The following is a 23646-nucleotide window of genomic DNA, read 5'->3' as shown; positions in this document are numbered from 1 at the left end:
AATTGAAAACGAAAATGATCAAATTAAACGCCAAAATTGTTAAAATTTCCTTACTCGCTGCAGTAGCTGTTATTGGCTTTAAAATATTTAGCAAAGGCGATGTAACAATTTCACCAATTAAAAAAGATTTAGTTGTTGCTATTTATGGCAATGGTCTTGTTAAAGCAAAAAATTCTACAACTATTGTCTCTGAGGTAAATTCTAAAATAACAGAAATCTTATCACATGAAGGGCAAGAAGTTAAAAAAGGCGATATACTAGCCAAACTTGATAATTCATATGAAGAAGCAATATTAAACTCTATGATAGCTCAGCGTGATTTTCTACAAAGCGAACTTCAAAGAAGCAGAGCGCTTCATGATAAAAAGTTTGTAAGTAATAGCTATTTTGAAAACTTAGAAAGCCAGTTAAAAAACATTAACAGCAAAATCATAGCTGAAGAAAAGTTACTTGATAAATATAACATCAGAGCGCCATTTGATGGTATTGTAGTAAAACAGGATCTTGATATAGGTGAATTTGTAAATCCTGAAAAGCCACTAATCTATATTGCTGATGATAAAATCAGGATTGAAGCCGAAATCGATGAAGAAGATATTTTAGATATAAAAAACAGGCAAAAGGTTATAATTAAACCAAACTCTTTATCAAGCGACTTTCCTGAAGGTATTGTGGAATCCATTACTCCTCAGGGCGATGAAGTAAACCGTAACTTTAGAATATTTGTGTCTGTTCCAAATGATAATAATCCAAGCCTAAAAATTGGTATGACAGTGGACGTAAACGTTGTAAAAGAAATAAAGCAAGATGCTATGTTTATACCTGTAGATGCTGTTAAAAACAATCAGGTAAAGCTTAAGAAGTGGAGCGGTGAGACAATGCAAGACATAGAAACCGGGATTACAAATGGTAATATGATTGAGGTTATCTCGGGTCTTACTATGGATGACAAAATAATCATTAAATAAAAATTATGAACCTAATACTTAACATTGCTTACAAATACCTAATTAACCGCAGACGGCAAACTATTGTTGCTGTTATCGGTATAGCAGTTGGTGTTAGCTTCTTCATTTCACTTACCGCTATGCTAAAAGGTATGCAGCAATTTTTTGTTGATAAAGTTATCGATATTTCGCCGCATGTTACGATTAAAGATGAATATCGCAACCCTAAAACTCAGGCAATTTTTGAAAAATACCCAGATAAAATAGTAGTTCTAAATAATTTAAAGCCCGACAATGAAATTAAGGGCATCAGAAACTATAAAATGATCAATGAATATCTGGATTCAGAGCCAGATATTAAATACGTAAACAGCCTGCAAAGTCAGGCATTTTTACGTTATGGCAGCAAAGAAGTTGGTGCTTTAGCTATTGGAATTAACCCTAAAGAAGAAAAAACCGTAAGTAACCTTGAACGGGATATGATAGTTGGTAGTCTTTCGGAACTGGAAAGCTCCGTTAACGCAGTTATAGTAGGTAAGTTACTAGCCAAAAAACTAGGCGTGAGTTATAAAGATAAAATCAAAATCACATCTTCAAAAGGCGTATCGCTTTTAGTAAAGGTGGTTGGTATATTTCAAACAGGTATTACCTCAGTGGATAGCGGACAGGCATATTTATTGCTTAAGAAAGTACAGATACTTGAGCAAAAAAACAACCGGATTAATCTTATCAGACTTAAGCTTAAAGATATCAATACCGCTCGTGAAACTGCTAAAAAGATTGAAAGCCAGTTTGGTTATAAAACTGAAGGCTGGGAAGAAAGCAATAGCAACGTTTTCAGCATATTTAAAGTGCAAAATGGCGTTATTTACTCAACAATTTTCGCAATAATAATTGTCGCTTCATTTGGTATATATAATATTGTATCAAACATGGTTAACGAAAAAACCAGAGACGTAGCAATATTAAAATCTATTGGTTTTTCAGAGTCAGATATTAAGAAAATATTTGTGTATCAAGGTTTGATAATGGGCGCATTTGGCGGAATTATTGGCTGCATACTGGGCTTTATTATAATGGAAGGTCTATCTGTTATCAATTTTAGAATTGAGGAAGGCAGCTTCATGACTATGGACGGGTTCATATTGTACCGTTCTAATTATCTTTATTTAGCAGCATGGGTTTCAGCTATTATAATTTCGGCGTTATCAAGCTGGATGCCAGCAAGCAGAGCATCATCAACCGTTCCTGTAAATATTATAAGGGGCGCAGTATAATGGAAATTGTTAAAGCGCAAAATGTTACCTTAGAAATTACAAACGGTGAAATTACCGCAACTTTGCTTAAAGACGTTAATATCTCGATACCTAAGGGGAAACTAGTTTCAATTATAGGTCCTTCAGGATCAGGAAAGTCAACGTTACTATACCTGCTTGGATTACTCGACAACCCTACAAAAGGCGAAATTTTTATTGATGGCGTTAACATGACATCCGCCTCAAAAGCAGAACAGGAAAACTGCAGGCTTAATAAACTTGGGTTTATCTTTCAGTTTCACTTTTTATTATCTGAGTTTAATGTTCTGGAAAATATTATGCTGCCAATGCTTAAAAAAGGTATTGCAGATGAACAGGAAGCCGAGAAAAAAGCAATGGAACTTACCGAATATTTTAATCTAAGCGGTCTTGAAAATAAGTTTCCGAAGCAATTATCTGGTGGTCAGCGCCAAAGGGTAGCAATTGCAAGAGCTATGGCAAATAACCCCACCTTGCTTTTAGCAGATGAACCAACAGGTAACCTTGATACAAAAAATGCTAAAAACGTGTTTGATCTATTCAAAAAGATTGTTAGCGAAGGTGACCGTACTATCATAGTAGTCACCCACGACCAGGAACTTGCATCTATGTGCGACTACACCATTAACATTGTAGATGGAATGGTACGGGGTTGATATTAAAGTATCTATAATCCAAACCATGACCGTACAATTATAAGCTTTAATGAGGATACTACACCAATCCTCTAATAATCCTTGCTACATCGATCGCGGCATATGTAAAAATACCTGAAGCACCTGCTCTTTTAAAGCATAGCATGGTTTCCATAATTGCTTTGTTATAGTCTAACACCCCCTTTTCTTCGGCAAATTTTAGCATAGAATATTCGCCACTCACATGGTATGCAAATACTGGCACATCAAACTCAAGTTTTGTTTGTAGAATAATGTCTAAATAATGTAGGCCTGGCTTAATTAGCACAATATCAGCACCTTCTGCAACATCTGACGCTACTTCACGTAAAGCTTCAATACTATTTGCTGGATTCATTTGATAGGTTTTTTTATCAGCGATACCGAGAAGAGATTTTGAACCAACAGCATCTCTGAATGCGCCATAAAAGCTTGACGCATATTTAGCTGCATAGGCAATTATGATTGTATTTTCAAAGCCACTACTATCTAAAACCGTTCTAATATACCCTATTCTTCCGTCCATCATATCTGAAGGCGCAACTGCGTCACACCCGCTATTGGCAAGAATAAGTGCCTGATTTGCAAGAATCTCGATGGTTGCATCATTGTCAACGTCTCCGTCCACCCCTAAAACACCATCATGACCATGTGTAGTATACGGGTCGAGGGCTACATCACATATAATAAAAGCATCGGAATAGCGCCTTTTAATTTCCCTTACAGCTCTGCAAATAAGATTATTTGAATTCATGGCTTCACTACCATCTGCGTCTTTTAAGGAGCTATCTATACATGGAAACAGCGCAAATGATCTAATACCAAGCAGCATTGCTTCATTAACTACTGACAAAGCTTCGTTAATCGAAAGCCTGAAAACACCAGGCATAGAAGGTATTTCCTGACGAATACTATCACCTTCGATTATAAAAAGGGGTAAAATCAAATCAGCTTCTCTGATAAAACTTTCCTGAACTAAAGCTCTGATAGCCTCGTTCCTTCTAAGTCTGCGCTGCCTGCTTTGTATAAAAAAATCCATAATGATAACCCCCATATTTTCTGCTAGACTACCACAAGTTAAATTTAATTTGAATAAGTTATTGTTTTTGATATAATTATTTTTATATCGACTATAACAGGGTGTAACTAATGGATCTTGATAAATTCAAAAATTTCGGTCAATTTTTTGGTTGGATGAAAGCCAGTCCAGCTGGTATATTTATACATACAATACTTTTTAAATGGTATCTGATCATCGCAGTTCCAGCAGTTTATATTGGCTACCACTTTTTAAAAGGACTGGAAAATACTGGCATTTTAAAAAGAGTTGAAGATCATTTAACTAGCTATTTAGAAACTTTAGTAAAGGTTTCCGAAAATTGCACACCACTAATTTTAAACATATATGACTTTTATGATTGCTTAGGAAGATATTAGAATCTATGTCAATCTCCAGATTTCTCACCCTATTTGCAGCAATATTTTTGCTATTTTCATGCGAGCATTTTGAACAGGATGCTGCTGAAGTAGCTAATATTGGCGATAAATATTATGGCGAGGCTAAAAAAAGACCAACCATAAAAAAAGGTCAGGCTTTAAAACCAGTCACAGCTCCAAAACCAGAATTTGTACCTTCAAAAATTGTTACAAACTATGCTGAAGGTGAACAGCAACAACCTTCAAATATTCAGCCTAATTCTAAAGTTTCAAGCGATGAAAATGGCGTATTTGTTTATCATGAGGTAAAAAATGGCGAAACTGTTTATATGTTATCAAGACAATATAAGCTCAGCCCACGCAAGATTATTGCAAATAATCATCTAAACGAACCCTATGAGCTGGTGATTGGCGATATTATCAAAATTCACTCCCCTATAGCCGTTAGCAAGGCAAAAGGCACTGTAACTCAGGCAGCAAAACCTTATATAAAGGAAGAAGTTATTACACAAAAAACCTACGCTGAGCATATTGATATAAGTAATGATGAGCAAGCTGAGTCGTACCAAACCATTAAAAAAACTACTAAAAAAATTGCCAAAAAATATGATAATAAAAATTATATATGGCCAGTAAAAGGGCAGATTATCAGCAAGTTTGGCACTCAAGCATCTGGTATCAAAAATGATGGTATTGTAATTAAAGCAAGCAAAGGCACTGAAATAATAGCCCCTAAAAGCGGTGAAGTAGTTTATGCGGGCGATGAAATATCTGATTTTGGCAATATGGTGATTGTAAAACATGATCAAAATACATTTACGACATATGCTCATTTAGATAACATTCTGATTAATCAGGGAGATAAAATTGACCAAGGTGAAGTTATTGGTCATGTGGGAAGCTCTGGCAGCGTAAAAAACCCGTGTCTTTACTTTTCTATGAGAAAAGGCAAAAAGCCGCTTAATCCCGCTAAAATCCTTGGTGCTATGTAAAACATTATATAATGACGCTTATTTTAATACGATTCTCTTGCATACTAACATAAAATTAATTAATCTAAGCTTAATTAACCTATTATATTATGCCATATGAAACGTAAAGCAGAATCCGAGTTACTTGAGGATGCACTTCCCAGACTAACTAAAAGGCAAAAAACAGTTAAACTAAATAAGTTTGAGCAATATCTTAAGCAAAATAAGCATCATAAAGCGCAGCAACTTATAAAGCAAAATCATATACTTCCTGGGTCAGATGAGTTAAATAAGGCTTTTTTATCCACTGTAACACATGCTAATCTGACAATTTTAAAACTTATAATTAAGAAAGAACCTAATCTTGACTTTAGGTATGAAGATACAGACACTGCTCTTCATGTTGCGGCAAAATCTTGTATACCATATTGCTTGCAGATAACGTCTTTACTTTGCAAGGCTGGCGCAGATCCAAATGTAGAAAATCATCTGAACAGAACGCCACTTTATAATGCTATAATAGCATCTAATATCAATATTATAGAAACTTTACTTGAGTACGGAGCAGACCCTAATCACAGGGATTATTTATCGTATACAGGGCTACATGATGCAATATTATACGGAAAGACATTTCAGCTTATCCACATATTAATTAATCACGGTGCTGATTTTTATCTTGAGACCAAAGATCATATGGATTCTATGCATATAGCAATTGAAAGAAATCATTTTAATCATGCATGTTTTCTTTTTATATCAGGCTATAACGTTAATCAGAAAAATTCTCTGGGAGAGCCTTTACTTCATTATGTAGTACGCACGTTTAAAAAAGATGCAGTCAGTATGTTTAGATACTTGGCACTTCTAATAAGTGAAAATATTGATATTAATATTACAAATGCTAAAAAACAAACAGGTTTAGATTTACTTTTACAGCTTAATATTACTGGAAAATATACTAAACCTATAGCACTTTTAATTGCTTATGGCGCTACAACTAAATCTAATATTAAGCACTTTATATTTGAATATCAAAATCCTGTTCAGGTTTCCAAAAACATTCTTAATAGTGAAAAGCCTTTTAAAATTAATAAATACTCTATTTTTTCTGTATTTAAAATTAGATATTTAACAAGAAATTTTAAAACAAGCCTTATCGAACTATTGTTATCAGCAAAAAAATATAATTTAAGTCAGAGTGAACTTAATCAAATAATGGTTTATGCAATACAAAATAATGAAAATAGATTATTAAGAAAGACATTAAAAAGAGGCGCCGATCCAATTCAGCCATATGAATTTACTGAATCAAAATTTCATTCACCACTATATTACTCTATAAAACACGACAAAATAATAATGGCAATCACATTATTACAAAACAATATACACTTGCAGTCAGATATTCACCTTAATAAGTCATTGGTACACGCTTTAAGATCTAAGCATGATATAGCATCTTCTATTCTGATACTCTTTGGGGCTAAAATACCTGATAATCTTGCAGAAATTGATCTTTCAGAAGAATTAGATGATGTTATAAAGTCTGAAAATCCTGTATTGTCTGCTTTTGCATTTTTAGAAAGTTACATTTATAATTACAATAATGTTATATGCGATGAGTCTGTAAAAATTAACGCGTTACAAAGCTTTTATGCCTGCCTGAATAAAAATTACCAAGATTTAAATGAATGGAGAACTAAAATTCGTGGTTTACTAAGCGTTAACAATGATATTATTAGGGAAATTGAAAAAAACCTAACTCCTACTGATAAAAGGTTTTTATTTACAGGTATACCAGAAATAGATTATAAACTTGCTAAAAATTTGCATGAGTATGCTAATATTAATCTTTATCCTAATAAATGCATTGCTAATAAGGATGATTCCATGCAAATATAGTTTTAAAGAAAAGCTTAAACTTCCCTACCTGCTTTTTTAGGCTTGTTTGCGGCCTTGGCAGCGTTTAATACGTCTTTATCACTAGGATTATCAAGCACTTTTTGGCTTAAAGTACGCTTTATCTGATTCACTTCTTTCTGAAGGTTTCCTTTAGAAGCCGTATTATTTTTACCCTTATTATCCGCGACTTTAATGCTATCAAGTTTAACACCCGATAAATCGATATTTCCTAAACCAGATTTTGCAGGTGATTCTACACCGTTTTTCGCCATAACTCTGTCTAAAACGTTACTTAAAATTTCCTGCTGAGTATTTTTTTCTTCGGCTGAAATAGTTTTATCTGATTGAATTTTTCTGCTGAGCATATAAAGACTTGAAGGCTCAACTTCAGCACCTTCTTTTTGTAAAATATCCACCATGCGAACATCGCCGCTTTTAATAGCAACTGCAACAGGTGTTTCATGCTTGTAGCCATCAAATGTGGTGTTGTTTAGGAAATTTGCCCTGTCTTTAGGGTTTTTAGATACGGAGTCTAAAATATTCTTAACTTCCATAAACTCACCATTTTCAATAGCAGGCATAAGCGTTGCTTTAGCAATATATCTGTTTGCTAAGTCATCAAGGGTTTTAATACCTTCTTCGTATTTTTCCTTACTAACTTTCCCGTTTTTATGAAGTCTTGCAAGATTTGTTGTAGCGTCAGCAATTAATCCTCCATTAACCTCAACACCTTCATTCACAAAATGTTTTAGAACGTTTACATGACCGTTTCTGGATGCCTCGATAAGCGGATTTGATAAACCTAAATCATCGTACTGCTTTTGCATATAGTCGGTTAGACTAGACTTATTTTCCTTAATTTGCTTTGTTGCGTATTTTATAACATCGATATTTCCCGATGCCGCCCCTTCCATTAAACCTTGTTTTATGGTGCTTTCAACGTCTAAATTTGGTTTGTTTTTTTTGTCACCCATAGTGAACCTTCCTTAAGGTATTTTGTTATAATAATTTAATCATACCATAATTTATAAAAATAGTAAATTTTTTAACTATTATAGGTTGTTGTTTTTCTGGATTATCACTTAATGCTTTACATTCCTCATAATTTTAGAAGTTCAAAGTTTCGGTGACGATCATTGCGATGAAATTGCCTCATTTACAACATGGATCGCCACGGAAAACTCCATTTTCCTCGCGATGACAACAGAATATGCTGCAACGTCAGTATTAAAAATGCGAAGCATTTTGCTTTAGCAATTAACAAACAAAAAGGGCTTCCGAAGAAGCCCCCTTGCTATAAACTTTAAAGGTTTATATTATTATTTAGGACCTTGTCCTTGGCTTTGACCTTCAGCTTTACTAGCATCAGTTCTAGAAACCCAAGATTTAGCTTTATTCCAAGCTGAAGAACCAAATCCTTTAACGGCACTACCAGCTTTTTCTAAACCAACCTTAGCTTTTTTAACTACAGATTGTTTATTGTTTGATTTAACATCAGAAACAATTCCTTCACTTTTATTAATGAATTCTTTCCAAGTCTCAATAGCTTTTTCTTTAATCATTTGCTTAGCAGCCCAATATCCTTGAACATCAGGATTTGTCTTATTTTTGTCAGACATAACAAATTGCTTGAACTCTTTGTAACTACCATATGTAGCTTTCATTCTAGGTTGACCCTTAAAAAGCGCTTTAATTTCATCTTCAACAAATTCATTAATTTTAGCATTGAATGCATTAGCACCCATCATTTCAATAGCCTTAGCCTGAACCGCATTTAACTTACCATTTCCACTAATACTATGCTTATTAGCAGACTTAGCTTGTGATTTCATTGAACCTACTTTACCAGGATTTAAAGGTTTTGTAGTTGTTTTAAAATCTTTTCTTAATGTATTAAGCTGTTTTTTTCTTGCTTCTAAAGATTTTTCAATCGAAGAAATTGCAGAATTTAAACTTTTTAACTGTGCTGAAAGCGCTTTCTGGTCAAAATTTTTAATATTTACACCTTTTACGCTTGAAAGTAATTTTTCAATAGATTTCGCCTGTTCTTTTAAAGTCTTAAGTCCTTTTTCTTGAGCTTTGATAACATCATCAAGTTTATCTTTCACACTATTAAAATTTGTTGTGATATTAAATTTACTTGTATTTAAAGCGCCGATACGACTAGATGCCATGTCCTTATTTTCAGTTGATTTTAAACCTCTCTGAACTTTAAGGTCTTTTACTTTATTAACAGTTTTTTCCGATAGATTTGTTACTTTTCCTGTAATCTTTTTAATAGCTTTATCAACGAAAATTAAGAATTTTGCTAACAAGTTGGTACAAGCAATTTTCATTTTCATATTAAATAATTGTCTATCTCCAGCTTTTTCAGCTTTTTTTGCTTCTGCAACTTCTTTTTCAAATGCTTTAAATTCTAATTTTAATTTCTTTAAATCATCATTGTCTACTTCTGCGCCAAATGCTTTAAATGTAGGAACTACACTCTCTGCAACATTTTTTAAGCTGATTTCTAAATCTTTTCCAGCATTTTTGAATCTTTTTTGTCCCATTTCAGTAGCAAGATCACGACTTGCGACAGCATCGTTTAAATGATCGATATCATCTTGAAATCTTTCAACTGAACTCATAAATTTATTAAATTCTTTCATAATAATTTACCCAATTATTAAATTTTACATATCAAGCATAGTCAAAATCATAACAGATTTTTCAGGCTATACTTTTCCCTCATATATAAAGTTTACCCTAAATATATATTTAATAAAAGTAAAAAAATTAATTTTTAAACATTAATAAAAACTTACTTAATAATTTTCATAGTTTTCAGTCAATTAAAAATACTTATATTTCTTGCAAGTTTGTCAATTATTAGTAGAATTTAGTTATTAAACACATTTAGAAATTAAGGATTGTTATGGAATATAAGCGCGTTAAGGACTATATATTTACTAGTGAATCAGTATCTGAAGGTCACCCGGATAAACTATGTGACATGGTATCTGATAGCATTTTAGATACTTACCTTAAGCGTGATCCTATGGCAAAAGTGGCGGTAGAATGCCTGGCAATGTATAACAGAATAGTGGTTGCTGGTGAAATTAGAGGTCCTGAAATTTCTAAGGAAGAAATTGAAAAAATCGTAAGAAATGCTGTTAAATCAATAGGTTACGATAAAGACCCTTTTAACGCAGATACAATTACCGTTGATATTAACCTAAATAGACAATCGCCAGATATTGCCATGGGTGTGGATGGTGATGAAAATAAAGAGGAAGGTGCTGGTGATCAGGGCATTATGTTTGGATATGCATGCAATGAAACAAAAAACCTTATGCCTGCCCCTATATATTATGCTCATAAAATTCTTAGAACTATTTTTGGCGCTATTCACCTTGGAGCATTAAAAGGCGTAGGTCCTGATGCCAAAAGCCAGATTTCAATACAGTATAAAGATGGGAAACCTGTAGGCGTTGATAATATATTAGTTTCAATCCAACACGATGAAAATTTAAGCCAAAAAGACGTTAAAGACCTAATTAAGCCATACGTGGTTCAGGCTCTTCCTGAAGGATGGATGTGTAGCGATTCAAAATTCCTGGTAAACCCTACAGGAAGGTTTACTATTGGGGGGCCAGTTGGAGATACTGGTCTTACAGGTCGTAAAATTATTGTAGATACATACGGCGGCGCTGCTCCACACGGCGGCGGCGCATTTTCTGGCAAGGATCCATCTAAAGTTGACAGGTCTGGAGCATATGCCGCGCGTTACATCGCTAAAAATATTGTGGCAAGCGGCCTTGCTGAAAAATGCACAATACAAATTGCATATGCTATTGGGGTTGCAAAACCTTTATCAATATACGTAAGTACGCATGGTACAGGCATTATTCCAGAGAGCGAAATTATTGATATTATTCACAAAGTTGTAGATCTGACGCCAAAAGGTATGCGGACTAAGCTTCAGCTTAATAAGCCAATTTATGCCAGAACCGCGGCTTATGGTCATTTTGGACGTGAAGCAGAAGTAGATGGTGGTTTCTCATGGGAAAGGCTTGATTTAGTTGAAGAAATCAAAAAATATATGCCTAAATAATTATATAGCGCGGCGCTTGAATTTTAAATTTTATAAATTCATTGAGTTTACATTATTTTTTCGATTTGCAGTCCAATCCTGAAAAGATATGCCTTTTTTAACCGCATCAGGAATTCTTAACCTAGACATTTGTTGCGTAAGTTTATCTTCCTGCATTTTTACATTATCTTTCAAAGCTTGCTGAATTTGAGGAGTAGCACCAAAATCAGTATATATGTCGTCTATCACAACTTTAAATTTATTTGGACAAGCTAACATTTCTTTGAAATGATAAGAATTATTTGAAGTTAATATTTCAAACCAAAGCTCTTGTCCTGCGGCTGACTTAAGCCAAAATAGCACTTCATTACTTTCAATTAAGCTGAAACTGGTACTACTTTGTTTCCAGGTATTTAGCATTAAAATTTTTATGTCCGAGCTTACATGATTATAAAACCAGGTTATTTCTTCTTTTGAACGCAATTGAATTAGAGAAGCAATGCTACTGCAATTAGCACATTTTAAACTTAATTCCTGATCATGTATATCCAGAGAACTCCAAAATAGCTTTATAAACTCAAAACTATAATTATTCTTTAAAAATATACTTAACAAGCTAAATTGTCTTGTACCATCTTCGGCAAATAGTCTGTCTTTAACTTCAGTAGAGAAATTAAGCCACATAGACTCTATAACTTGATTTAAGCGTGTTTCGCTTCTAATACTAGATTGAGCTATTTCAAAAAAATTATCTATTTGATTAAACTGATCCTTTTTTTTGAAAAATTTAAAAAGATTCATTATTAAAGTATGATGTTTATTTAATAAAAGTTTGTCACTACAAACGAAATTAAACAAGGCATAATGGTTGCCTGTTGCTATAATATATTTATTTTTATTATTTAATAACTCAAATAATTTAGATATGTTTGCAAGTTCTGTATCAATATCAAAAGCCCCTTCTCTGGTTCTTTTATAACTAATAAATTTATGTTCAGCTTTTTCCTGATCAAAACTATTCTGATTTTCGTCAAAATTATCAATTAGCAACTGAATTTTGCTTGTAATAAGTGCCACAAGTTCTGACTGAGAATTATTTTGATAATAACTAAATATCTCAGTATCTGTAATACCGTCATTAAGATCACTTGCTTTTCTTTTTTTCATAACAATAGGAAAGTAAAATTAAAATATTAATAAAATATACTTAATTTATGGATGAAAGTCAAGATATATTTACTTATTTTTAACCTATATTAGTATACAGATTATTTATATTTAGCGTTAATGCAGTCTATAAATAATCTATTAGAGTCTACCAACCCCATACAAAAACACAGCAGCTAATTGTTTTCCATGACTAATTTAGTAATTTCCTCAATAGCTCTATCCAGCTGAGTATCCTTACCTTCTATTGCATCATTTGGTGTATTTTCAACCTCAATATTAGGGTCAACCCCATAATTTTCAATATCATAGCCAGTATTTGCAAACCAACTAATAAATTCAGGCTGTGTTGTGAGCGCACCGTCAACAAGATATTTATCCATTCTAATACCAATAGTCCCACCCCATGTACGCTTACCAATAACTGGACCCAGCCTCATAAACTTAAAGGCATTCGCAAAAATATCTCCATCTGAACCTGAGTACTGGTTGACAAGCAACACATAATTACCTTTGGAAGCAAGAGAAGGATATGCTTCTTTACCCATTATTTTAGAATCAAATACACCAATGCGGTGTCTGGTTAAGAAGTCTAATATTTGTGAAGACACATAGCCGCCGCCATTATACCTTGCATCAATAATGATACCGTCTTTATTATAGCAGTTTAGGTAGCCTTTATAAAACTCTGTGAAACCTCTTGGCATCATATCTGGTACATGAATGTAACAAATCTTGCCATCGGTTTTTTTAGCTACGTAACTTCCATTAGTTTTGATAAACTCTTTATAATATAGATCATATTCCTTATCGAGGCTGTTTACATGCACATAACGTCTACTCTGCCCATTATTATAAGCTACTTCAAGTATTATTGACCTGTCATTCCCTGCGTTAACAAGAGCCATTTCAGGAGTAAATTCTTTGGTAAGCTTTAAGTTATTAATGCTATATAATAAATCTCTTTCTCTAAGCTTTAGCCCAGGATATTTTAACGGAGATGCAGCCCTAGAGTTCCAAGGCTCACCTCTATAAATTCTTTCAAATCTATAAGCCTTTTCGTTTTCATCATAGGTAAATGTTGCACCCAGTTTAGCAACTGTATAATTATTTTGCTCTTTGATATCACCACCGAATACATAAGCATGAGATGTTTTAAGCTCGCCCTGCATTTCCCAAAGCACATCATTAAGCTCTAAACGAGTACTAACTTTTTCAAGTAAAGGCTTATATTTTTGATAAATTTCATTCCAGTTAATATTATGACGTGGGTTGTTAAATCTATCTTTTTGATTAGCCCAGGCTTCGTTGTAAATTTTATACCACTCATCCTTAACATTCACCATAAGGTTAGGATCGTTGTATACCCAGCCACTATCAGCGCCATAGTCGGATGATGTGATTTCTTGTGGCTGAGAAGGATTACCACCTGGCATCGATGAAATAAGCCTTAATTCAGCCCCTACTCTGATTAAAAAGCTTTCACCGTTTTTAGTAAGTATTGCATCTTCTATGCCATCTGCAATCGGAACAAGTTTGTTTTTATTAAAATCAAACATTTGCAGTGTTTTTTTGCCACCCTGACTATCTCGTGTGAGAATATCAGCGTTTGGCTGCGGACCAGACATTAAAAACCAAATCTTATCACCACTGCTATAGATATTATAGTATAGCATGTCAGGCACTGGGAAAGGTACAATTTTCCTATGAGAGTTTTTGATATTAATAATAGACTTAGCTTCTTTTTTATCATCTTCCTGGTCACCCTCGCTTACATCCAATGCGCCGCTTGCACCATAAAATGGCATCAAATTTTCACGGTTGAGTGACATTATATAAGGTTTATTCCACATTGGATAAAAAATACGTCCATCATGATAATCTGTAAAAGGCACGTAATTTCTGTCTGATAAGAAATACAAGAACTTACTTTTTGAATCAAACCTTGTAGCCCATGCGTTAGAGTCTTCTTCGGTTAAAACTGATGACTCATGGTTTCGTATTGAATAAAGTTTAATAACAGCATTTTTGTTTGAGTTCATAGCAGAATACGCAATGTGCATGTCATCATCAGACCATGAAATACCCGATATCCAGCCATATTTTGTAGCGTCTATTTTACTAACTTCATTGCCACCTTTCCCGAAAGTAACCATAAACATGTCACCAGTGTCATTAGTAACAACAAACTTATCCGCCTTATTAGCTGGAATTATTGCATTGATCCTGCCAAACTTAAATCCTGTAAACTCATGCTTTATCTCTAATGTATTAGCATCAAGTATGTGTATGCAATCAGATTCTTTAAATGAAGAAGCCAGTATTATAAATTTACCTTCTTTCGCCCATTCTGCAATACGGTAACGGTACTTTTTATTACCAACTTCAAAGGATGTGCCGTTAAAGTAATGAGATACTACAACATGTCCTCTAATAATTTGCACAAATACATCTTTTTTAGGATGAGGAGAATAATGCTCTATAAAGTTTTTTGCATTAGGGAATTTAATATCGCTTTTGCCTTTATTAGAATGAAACGCAATATTAATCTTTTTTGATTTATCTGTCGCTATATCATGAATGTACAAATCACCTGCAATTGAATATACTAAAGAATCATTATCGCCTCTGAAATGTCTTACATAATAATCTTTATGTAAAGTGTGCTGCCTAATATCTCTACCTTCAAAGTCCATAGAATAAATATTACCTACGCCGTCTTTATCGCTTAAAAAGAATATACGCCCTTCTATTATAGTTGGTCTTGAAGTATTTGCTTCGTTTTTGAAAAGCTCATTAAACTTTCCTTTGCCATTATCAAACCATATGTCACCTGTAGCGCCACCCTTATATGACTTCCAGTAGCCAAATTCTCTATATTGAATTTTTTGCAAAGCCTTTTGTCTGCCATTAGTAGAGAAAAACTTAGCCCCACCATATGATTGTTTTTCGATCTTTTTTGCGTCTAAATCAAGCTTAAACAAATGACTTTCTTTGTTAAATGCGCTGGTATGATCTGATACAAAGTAAACAGTATTTGGCTCATACCAATCTGATATTCTTAAATAACCAGAACTTATATAAGTAACTCTTGTAAGCTCACCTGTATCTAGATCTACAGTATACAAATCATAACCGCCGTTGTGATTGCTGCTAAATACAACTTTTTTGCCATCAGGCGAAAAGACAGGATTTTTAATATCACTTCCAAGTGTTGTAATGCGTTTTGCATCACCACCATCTTTTGGAACAACCCATAAATCGTCTTCACTTACAAATACCACTAAATTTTTAAAAACATCGGGATCCTGATAATACCCGTTATTACTAGCTAAAGCTAAATTTGCAAAACTAATAAATGTTAGAATTAGAGATATTTTTTTCAGCATATTAAGACTTTATTTTATTGTTAAAGTGAAGGTAAAACAAAACTATCAAACCAGGTACGGTAAGTAAAGTACTAAATACAAAGAAATTAGTCCAGCCGTAAACTTCTGCAACATACCCAGAACCTGACGAAACAAATGATCTGCCAAAAGCAGAAAGCGAACTTATTAAAGCGTACTGCGTTGCTGTATAAAGCGGATTAGAACACGCTCTACTTATGAATGTAAATACTGCCGCAGAACCCATGCCACTTGCAAGGTCTTCTAAGCTAATGGTAAGCACCAGCACAAGGTTGTTATAACCAAAGTATTCCTGTACAATATATAATAGTATCGATAATAACTGAGCAATACCGCCAATCCATAAGCCTTTAGCCATACCATATTTATGCACTATGCTACCACCGACTAAAGCACCAACTATTGTTGCTATAAGCCCGTATGTTTTTACAATGGTTGCAATTTCACTTTTGCTAAAACCAAGCTCGATATAAAAAGGATTAGCCATGTGACCTACGAACGCATTCCCCATTTTATAAAGTAAAATTAAAAGCAGCATTGCAAGCCATCCATCTTTTTTAGCAAAATCAGTAAATGGCTGAATAATCGTTTTTCTAACAATAATCATAATACCTTTTTCTTTACGTCTAAAAAATACACTTTTTGAGAAAAATTTAGTATTAACATTTACGTCAGGTTCTGGCAGGAATAATACTATACTCATAGCAACACCAATAATGATTGCCATAATCAAATATACTGTTGACCAGTCCATATATTCAGCCATAAATAAAGCCTGCGCACCTGCTATAAGCATGCCAATTCTATAACCTGTAATATATGAAGAAACGCCAGGCCCTTGCTCTTTTTCCGAAAGCAATTCTAACCTATAAGCATCAACTACTATATCCTGACTTGCAGAGAAAAAAGCAACAAATACTGCCATCATTGCTGTAAAGGATAGCATGTCTTCAGGTTTTGAGTAGCCCATTATAATAATACAAATGATTAAACAAAATTGCATTAATACAATCCATGCTTTACGTCTTCCAAGCAAATTAGAAAGCACAGGAATGCTAACAAAGTCCATGGCAGGAGCCCATAAAAATTTAAAAGAGTATGGAAATCCTATAAGTGATGCAAGGCCGATTGTGGTTTTATCAACGCCAACTTCTGTAAACCACATAGTAAGTGTAGAGCCTGTAAGCAGCAATGGTATACCGCAAGAAATGCCTAGCATAAGCATTGAAAGTATTCGCGGATTAAAGTATACGAATAAATTAGATAGCCTTCTTCTCATGCACCACCTATTAAAATAATTGCCCTATTAGATCTAGACTTTTATTTGATTGTTTTCAAGAATTTTATTATTTAATATATAAAGGGAATATTATTAATATTGAGATCAAATAGTGACCAAAGCTAAAACAGATAAATTTGAAAGCACTGTAAATGTATTATCAGGCAATAATATCACGTGCGCCTATTCACTTTCTGATGAAGATTTTATTTTACAAAATCAGTTTTTGTTACTACCAAAGTCTAAAAAATTTTTACGCGGACTGACTGATATAGCGAGCTATTATACGAATTATCATGACCCGGCAGTATTTACTCAGCACTTACCAGATAATTATGCCAAGCAAGTTTTATATTCTCAGTTTGAAAAGTTAAGGATTGCTGTTATAGCTTCGCATGGACTCACAGGCGTTAAAAATAACATTGAGAATTATTACCTTGAAAAACGTAATCAGGATACGTTAAATACATACGATAATAATATTAATAGGCTTTTGCAGGAATGGTATATCAAACTAACTAACAATAGTTTAGTTTATAATCAGGAAGAGTTTGCAAAATTTTCTTTGAAAATTATAAATACCATAACAACAGCCGAAGAGCAAAACCAGCTTGATGAACTTGAAATTGACCCAGAAAGCCTTGAAGAATTTGTAGAGTCTGACGCAGCAGAAGTTAAAAATGCGCAAATTCCACGATCAATGCTTGAAGCTTCATCAAGCAACAACCAAAAATCAGATGCAATTAGGGCTTCTAGCAATTACACAATATTCACAACAAAATATGATGAAATTATAAAAGCATCATCTCTTGCTACTAAAGAGGAAATTTATTATCTGAGAAAACAACTTGATAAAAAGCTTCATGAGTTGAAAATCATTGATAAAAAGCTGCTGACAGCACTCATGCAAAAGCTTGAATCACGTATTAATAAGTCATATATTTACCATCAGGAAGAAGGGAGTATTGATAGCCATAAAATTAGCCAAATTATAACTTCGCCTGATAAATTAAATATTTTCAAAAAACAATCTGATAGCAAAAAAATATCGGCATCGCTTACTCTACTTATAGATAACTCGGGGTCAATGCGCGGAAAACCCATAGCAACATCTGCAATATGCGCCGAAGTTATTTCGTTTATATGCAATCATTTCAATATTAAATGCGAGATTTTAGGATTTACCACTAAGGAATGGCGTGGTGGTCAAAGTACCAAAGACTGGAAAAACGCAGGATCAGAGGCTAATCCTGGGCGTATAAGCGACATGCGATATATTATATATAAAGCATTTAACGATAAGTTTTCATCTGCAAAACTTTCTATTCCAGTTATGATGAAAGAAGCAATTCTGAAAGAAAATATCGATGGAGAAGCACTTGAATGGGCATTTAAACGCCTTGCAAAACAGGGTAGCGAAAAAAAGTATATGATTGTTATTTCAGATGGCGCACCTCTGGATGAAACCACCTGTTCTAACAACCCTCCACAGTATTTAGATCAGCACCTTAAATATGTAATCAATAAAATTGAAAAATACCAAAATATCAAGACTTTAGCATTTGGAATTGGTCATGACGTTACCAGATATTATTCAAATTCAAGAAAGATCAACGACTCAGAGAATTTATTAAATGAAATTATTTTAAAACTTATAGAAATATGCTGAAATTAAAGTATTTTATAGACTAAGACAATATAAGACAATATACTGCGATTTATCATATATTTACAAAGAAAGTTCTAATGCTTAAAAAGATTTTTAAACAACCCTGGTTTATTACATTTGCTGCTTTTTTGATATCTATTCTTTTAAGAGTTATCTATTTTTCTATGCGCTGGCAAAAAAGTGAGAAAAATTTACTTGCCCCATTTGCCAATGAATCTGTCATTTTAGTATTTTGGCACGGACGTATGCTTATGATTCCATTTTTATGGAAAAACCCTAATAATATGAATGTTTTGATATCACATCACCGCGATGGTGAATTAATAGCAAAAGCGATGAAATTTTTAGGATATAAAACCATTCGTGGATCAAGTTCTAAAGGTGGTGCAGCCGCATTAAGAAACATATTAAAGACACTTAAAACTGAATCTGTAGCCATAACTCCTGATGGTCCGAGAGGCCCGGTTTTTGAAGTTGGCGGTAATCTTGCTGCAATTGCTAAAATTTCTAAAAAGCCAGTAGTACTCGTGGCGTATTCTGCAAATCCACGAATAACTTTAAGATCATGGGATCAAATGATTATACCAAAGCTATTCTCTAAAGGCTCTTTCCAAATCTCTCAGCCTTTATATTATTTAGAAACTGATACAGATGAAATATATACACAAAGGATTGAAAGTAAGCTTAAACAAATGAAAAATGAAGTAGATGCATCATGAAAGCTTTTTTATACTACTTTATTTACATTACAGTAGGACTTATGGGCATGTTAGTTATGCCTTTTTATCTGTTTTTAAGAATGATAAAAGGAAAAGAAATGCCAAGGTCACTGCTCCACCGTTTTGGCTTAATGAAAATATCTGCAGTCGATAAAAAAACAATTCATATTCATGCAGCTAGCGTTGGTGAACTTAATAGCGCAATAAAACTTATTAAATTGTATCAAAATGCTGAATACAGGGTAATTTTAACCACCACTACGCGAGCTTCACACGAGATAGTCAAAAAGAAACTTAATGGCGATGTAGAACATTATTTTTTCCCATATGATATACTTCCGATAATGATTTTATTTTTAAAAAAATTATCCCCTCAAAAAGCTGTTTTTATTGAATCTGAGATATGGCCAGCTTACTTACTTAGCGCAAGAATTCATAATATTCCAGTCTATTTAGTTAGCGCAAGGATATCTGAAAGATCTATGAAAAAATGGCAAAGACATGCCGAATTTGCGAAATCAATATTTGGATCTTATAAAAAAATACTAGCGCAAAGCACACATGACGCACAAAAATTTTCTTCTTTAGTACAATCTAGTCAATTATCTAACGTCAAATACATTGGTAATTTAAAATACGATACAGAAATTCCAGCTATTCACACTGATATATTGCAGAAACTTGAAGGTTCTATTGCTGGATATACTATTATTCTGGCAGCCTCTACTCATCCTGGTGAAGAGGATATGATTTTAGATGCATATAAACAAATACATGATCAAAATGAAAAAACTAAGTTAATTATTGCAGTCAGACATATAAACAGATCCGCAGAAGTACTTGAACTTGCTAAAGAATATGGCTTTACAGCCGAGTTACATTCTCAAAAACAAGGTCAAATAGACGCGGATATCTATATTAATGATACGATTGGACAAATGGGTGACTTTTATAAAATTGCCCATTTGGTTATTATGTGCGGGTCGTTTAAAGACAAAATAGGTGGACATAACCCAATCGAAGCCGCATATTTTGACAATATAATTCTCACAGGTATATATTTTGCAAATCAACAGGAAATTTATGAAAACTTTTTTGGATCAAATGCTGCAATTCTAATGAATAATGTTACTGATCTAGCCGACATATATGATAAATATAAACTTGGAAAATATGATCATTACTGCGATAATGCAAAGAAACTTGTTGAAAACTATTCAAATATAACTGATTTGGTATTTTATGAAACTCAAACTTAAAACACCAAAATTTTGGAAAACTAAAAACTTAATTTCCCTAATTTTATGGCCTTTATCCATACTATATTTTATTGGCTTTATCATCGATAAGTATACTTCGCGCAAAGTTCAGGCAAATATTTTCACAATTGGTGTAGGTAATTTAAATGCAGGTGGCAGCGGTAAAACCCCTGTTTGCATGTGGATTGCCAGAATACTTGATAAATATAAACTTAATTTTGCAGTCATTACAAAGGGTTATGGCGGAAAACTTAAAGGCCCTTTAATAGTTAGCGATAGTATGACACATTCTCAAGTGGGTGACGAAAGCTTAATGTATGCTCTAAGTAACTTCCCTACTATAGCATCTAAAAATAAAGCCAAAGGCGCATTATATGCAAAAATGCATGGTATTAAGGCAGTAATAGTGGATGACGCATTACAATCCCATAAACTTACTATTGATTTTAAAGTATTAGTGATCGATAGCGATTATGGCTATGGCAATGGCTTTATGTTACCCGCGGGACCTATGCGTCAGCCAGTTTTAAGTACCTATGATGAAGCAAATGCAATTATAGTTATTGGGAATGGCTGCTTCTCAATTCCAAGCGAATATGCTCATAAGGTTTATGAAGCAAGCATTGTACCCGTAAAGCCTAAACAAAATAAATACATTGCTTTTTGCGGCATTGGAATCCCTGAAAAATTTCTAAAATCTTTAAATTCATTTGAATTAGAAATTGTTGAGTTTATAGAATTCCCTGATCATTACTATTATGAGCTTAATGAAATTGATGAAATTTTACTAAAAGCAAGATCTAGCGGAAGTTATGTAATCACAACCTACAAAGACTGGGTAAGGCTTAATAAAAAACACCAAAGAGCCATTGAGTATTTAAATGTAGAATTAAAATTATATAATGAAAAAGAGCTTGTTAAAAAAATATATGCGGCTATAGACTATGCGAATTCTTAATATAATGTTCTCAAAAGGGCTTGGCGGGATTGAGCAGGTTTTTATTGATTATGATACAGCTTTAAAGCAATGCGGCTTAGAAGTTTTATCGATTTGTCATCCAAAATTTCCTAAAGCCAAAGATAATTTTATTAAAATCAGTAACATTGGCTGGTGGGATTTATGGGCAAGCTATAAAATCAGGAAAGTTATTAAAGATTTTAAGCCTGACTGCATTATTGTACATGGTAGTAGAGCTGTTAGACTTACTCTAAGAGCATCAAAAGTTCCTGCAATTGGTGTTGCTCACAATTACTGGATCAAACACCTATTAAAATGCGATTATATATTTTCAATTACAAAGCATTTACAAAGTTTTATAGAGCATAAAGGTTTTAGATCAAATAAAATTTATCATATGCCTAATATGATAAATACCGATGGTTTTGAATATAAAAATAAACTTCCTAAAAAACCCCTTAAAATAGCTGCAATGGGTAGATTTGTTAAGAAAAAAGGCTTTGAGGTATTAATTCAGGCTGCCAAGATACTTTTAGACCGAAAACTTGATTTTACTTTAGTTATCGGTGGAGATGGTGAGATGAAGGAAGAATACACAAGCCTGGTAAATAAACTCGGTTTAGATAGCAATATAGAGTTTATAGGATGGGTAAAAGATAAAGATCAGCTTTACAATAACACTGATATTTTTGTTTTGCCATCACACTCAGAACCATTCGGCATAGTAGTTTTAGAGGCATTTCTTTACTCCACCCCGATCATAAGTACATCTAGCGAAGGTCCTCAAGAGATTATCGAAAATAATAAAAATGGTATTTTGGTACCGCTGAATAACCCCCAAAAAATGGCTGAAGCTATTTTAAATTTGGCAAATAATAATGAGTTATATCAAAATTTATCCAAAAATGGCTTTTCAGAAGTAGACAAATATTCTTTTGAAAATGGTGGGAAGCGAATGAAGAAAGCCTTAAAAGATATTAACGGATAGCTTGATGTGGATTACCACCAGATGCTAGGCATCTCTGGAATAACGACTGTTGTTACCACCATGTCGTCACGAGCAGAATAAATTTCTGCATGGCAATCCACTTTAGTTTTAAACTATTTCGCTCTTTCAACGTATGTTACATCTTCTGTTCTAACAACGATTTTTGTACCAGACTCGATAAATGGCGGAACCATAACCCTAAGACCATTAGTAAGTATCGCTGGCTTATATGATGAAGTAACTGTTTGACCTTTTGTAACTGGCTCACACTCAGCAATTTCACATATGATTGTCTCAGGAAGTCTGATAGTAATTGCAGTTTCTTCATGCATTTCAACTGTTAAAATCATATTTTCTGTTAAGAATGCAATCTTTTCACCAAGCATTTCACTTTCAATTTCGATCTGGTCATATGTTTCCTGATCCATAAGAACGATTTTGTTATCTTGTGTGTAAAGATATTGAAAGTCTTTGGTCTCTAATCTTGCTTTCATGACGTCTTCAGAAGAGCTAAAACGCTCATTTACTTTAGTGCCTGTCTTAATAGACTTCATTTCTACCTGAATATACGCACCACCTTTACCTGGCTGAGTATGCGTAGGTTGCTTTACAACTCTGTAGAGGTCATTCTTATACTCAAGAACGTGACCCATTTTAATATTGTTTGCGATCATTTTCATAATATTTACCCTATACTTTTATATTATGTATGGTTTTAACGTATCTTATTTCAAAAAACAAAGGAAATTTTAATGCCAAGTACAAAAACTTTAAGCAACAAAGTGGATTGCCGCGCAGCTTACTGCTGCTCGCAATTGTAGAAGTTCAAAGTTTTGGTGACGGAAAAGGGTTGACAATAAGGATGTCTGAAAGGGTTATAATAAGGAAGGAATTTT

19 protein-coding genes and 1 pseudogene are annotated in these 23646 nt (G+C 33.5%); 13 read left to right on the top strand and 7 right to left on the bottom strand.

Annotated elements, in window-relative coordinates; genetic code table 11:
* The first annotated feature begins 14 nt into the window (after positions 1–14).
* Genes BGO27_00540 through BGO27_00530 form a run of 3 tightly spaced genes read left to right on the top strand, consistent with a single transcriptional unit; the run spans position 15 to position 2898 of the window.
* The gene (locus tag BGO27_00540) at positions 15–968 is read left to right on the top strand and encodes a hypothetical protein (GenBank protein OJV11939.1); all 954 of its coding nucleotides are present in this window, start codon (positions 15–17) and stop codon (positions 966–968) included.
* Between the two features lie 2 nt (positions 969–970).
* Positions 971–2224, top strand: coding sequence for a hypothetical protein (locus BGO27_00535; GenBank protein ID OJV11938.1), 1254 nt, complete (start codon positions 971–973; stop codon positions 2222–2224).
* On the top strand, positions 2224–2898 hold the full coding sequence (locus BGO27_00530; GenBank protein OJV11937.1) for a hypothetical protein: 675 nt from the start codon (positions 2224–2226) through the stop codon (positions 2896–2898). Before BGO27_00535 ends, BGO27_00530 begins: the two co-directional genes overlap by 1 nt.
* 58 nt (positions 2899–2956) lie before the next feature.
* On the opposite strand, the gene BGO27_00525 is transcribed toward BGO27_00530, so the two are convergent.
* A complete protein-coding gene (locus BGO27_00525; protein ID OJV11947.1) occupies positions 2957–3955 on the bottom strand; it encodes a delta-aminolevulinic acid dehydratase in 999 nt (332 codons plus the stop codon).
* A 110-nt stretch (positions 3956–4065) separates the two neighbouring features.
* On the opposite strand from BGO27_00525, the gene BGO27_00520 reads away from it, so the two are divergent.
* The 3 genes from BGO27_00520 to BGO27_00510 all read left to right on the top strand — a co-directional run bounded on the left by BGO27_00520 (position 4066) and on the right by BGO27_00510 (position 7229).
* Positions 4066–4353 (top strand): hypothetical protein, encoded by a 288-nt coding sequence (locus BGO27_00520; GenBank protein ID OJV11936.1) that lies wholly within the window; start codon positions 4066–4068, stop codon positions 4351–4353.
* 5 nt (positions 4354–4358) lie between these two features.
* A complete protein-coding gene (locus tag BGO27_00515) occupies positions 4359–5345 on the top strand; it encodes a hypothetical protein (protein OJV11935.1) in 987 nt (328 codons plus the stop codon).
* Positions 5346–5441: 96 nt separating this feature from the next.
* Entirely contained in the window at positions 5442–7229 is a 1788-nt protein-coding gene (locus tag BGO27_00510) for a hypothetical protein (protein OJV11934.1), read from the top strand.
* Positions 7230–7243: 14 nt separating this feature from the next.
* Here BGO27_00510 and BGO27_00505 read toward each other — a convergent pair whose 3' ends face one another.
* Entirely contained in the window at positions 7244–8203 is a 960-nt protein-coding gene (locus BGO27_00505) for a hypothetical protein (protein ID OJV11933.1), read from the bottom strand.
* A gap of 345 nt (positions 8204–8548) precedes the next feature.
* Positions 8549–9880, bottom strand: coding sequence for a hypothetical protein (locus BGO27_00500; GenBank protein ID OJV11932.1), 1332 nt, complete (start codon positions 9878–9880; stop codon positions 8549–8551).
* Positions 9881–10146: 266 nt separating this feature from the next.
* Here BGO27_00500 and BGO27_00495 point away from each other — a divergent pair, with 266 nt between their 5' ends.
* Positions 10147–11325 carry a methionine adenosyltransferase gene (locus tag BGO27_00495; GenBank protein ID OJV11931.1) on the top strand — a complete coding sequence of 393 codons (1179 nt, stop codon included), beginning with the start codon at positions 10147–10149 and terminating at the stop codon, positions 11323–11325.
* Positions 11326–11355: 30 nt separating this feature from the next.
* Here the strand turns inward: BGO27_00495 and BGO27_00490 are convergent, their stop codons facing one another.
* The 3 genes from BGO27_00490 to BGO27_00480 all read right to left on the bottom strand — a co-directional run bounded on the left by BGO27_00490 (position 11356) and on the right by BGO27_00480 (position 17157).
* Positions 11356–12471, bottom strand: a complete 1116-nt coding sequence (locus tag BGO27_00490; protein OJV11930.1) for a hypothetical protein — start codon at positions 12469–12471, stop codon at positions 11356–11358.
* Between the two features lie 176 nt (positions 12472–12647).
* Positions 12648–15860 (bottom strand): hypothetical protein, encoded by a 3213-nt coding sequence (locus BGO27_00485; protein ID OJV11929.1) that lies wholly within the window; start codon positions 15858–15860, stop codon positions 12648–12650.
* 1 nt (position 15861) lies between these two features.
* Complete coding sequence (locus BGO27_00480) at positions 15862–17157, bottom strand: hypothetical protein (protein OJV11928.1); 1296 nt, start codon at positions 17155–17157, stop codon at positions 15862–15864.
* 112 nt (positions 17158–17269) lie between these two features.
* Between BGO27_00480 and BGO27_00475 the strand changes: the two genes are divergently transcribed.
* The 5 genes from BGO27_00475 (at position 17270) to BGO27_00455 (ending at position 22750) form a co-directional block, all read left to right on the top strand.
* Positions 17270–18826, top strand: a complete 1557-nt coding sequence (locus tag BGO27_00475; protein OJV11927.1) for a hypothetical protein — start codon at positions 17270–17272, stop codon at positions 18824–18826.
* 77 nt (positions 18827–18903) lie between these two features.
* The gene (locus BGO27_00470; GenBank protein OJV11926.1) at positions 18904–19545 is read left to right on the top strand and encodes a hypothetical protein; all 642 of its coding nucleotides are present in this window, start codon (positions 18904–18906) and stop codon (positions 19543–19545) included.
* Complete coding sequence (locus tag BGO27_00465; protein ID OJV11925.1) at positions 19542–20804, top strand: hypothetical protein; 1263 nt, start codon at positions 19542–19544, stop codon at positions 20802–20804. The genes BGO27_00470 and BGO27_00465 overlap by 4 nt, the downstream gene beginning before the upstream one ends.
* The gene (locus BGO27_00460; GenBank protein ID OJV11924.1) at positions 20788–21762 is read left to right on the top strand and encodes a tetraacyldisaccharide 4'-kinase; all 975 of its coding nucleotides are present in this window, start codon (positions 20788–20790) and stop codon (positions 21760–21762) included. The genes BGO27_00465 and BGO27_00460 overlap by 17 nt, the downstream gene beginning before the upstream one ends.
* Positions 21749–22750 carry a hypothetical protein gene (locus tag BGO27_00455; GenBank protein ID OJV11923.1) on the top strand — a complete coding sequence of 334 codons (1002 nt, stop codon included), beginning with the start codon at positions 21749–21751 and terminating at the stop codon, positions 22748–22750. Before BGO27_00460 ends, BGO27_00455 begins: the two co-directional genes overlap by 14 nt.
* A gap of 113 nt (positions 22751–22863) precedes the next feature.
* Here the strand turns inward: BGO27_00455 and BGO27_00450 are convergent, their stop codons facing one another.
* Positions 22864–23430, bottom strand: coding sequence for an elongation factor P (locus tag BGO27_00450; protein ID OJV11922.1), 567 nt, complete (start codon positions 23428–23430; stop codon positions 22864–22866).
* Positions 23431–23459: 29 nt separating this feature from the next.
* Here BGO27_00450 and BGO27_00445 point away from each other — a divergent pair.
* Positions 23460–23646: pseudogene (locus BGO27_00445) on the top strand (hypothetical protein).

The organism is Alphaproteobacteria bacterium 33-17 (assembly GCA_001897445.1).
GTDB lineage: Bacteria > Pseudomonadota > Alphaproteobacteria > Rickettsiales > 33-17 > 33-17.
This window is presented reverse-complemented; position numbering and strand designations above follow the sequence as displayed.